The 291-nt window shown below is 66.0% G+C and carries 1 protein-coding gene; it reads left to right on the plus strand.

Annotated elements, in window-relative coordinates; translation table 11 throughout:
* Positions 1-246, plus strand: a 246-nt coding sequence (locus ACRCUN_RS34305) for a PPW family C-terminal domain-containing PPE protein (RefSeq protein WP_462146051.1), incomplete at its 5' end; no start/stop codon positions are given.
* Positions 247-291: the final 45 nt, after the last annotated feature.

The raw sequence follows: 291 nt of genomic DNA on the forward strand, positions 1-291 counted from the left end.
AACTATGAGGATCCGGAGCCCGGGGCTGATCCGGCGCCGGAGCCGCAGCCGCGGGTGCGAGCTTCGGAGCGGGGTTCGGGTGCGATGGGGTTCAGCGGTACGGCGGTGCGGTCGGATGCGGCTGCGGCTGGGTTGACGACGGTGTCGGGGGACAGTTTCGACGATCGGCCGGTCAGTCCGATGTTGCCGGGGACCTGGGACCCCGACGAGACCCCTGAGGGTCCGGAAGGTGGTCTTCGCCACTGAATTCAGACCACCACATTTTGCTGCACATTCACCGGTTATCGATCT

It is taken from the genome of Mycobacterium venezuelense (assembly GCF_054919535.1).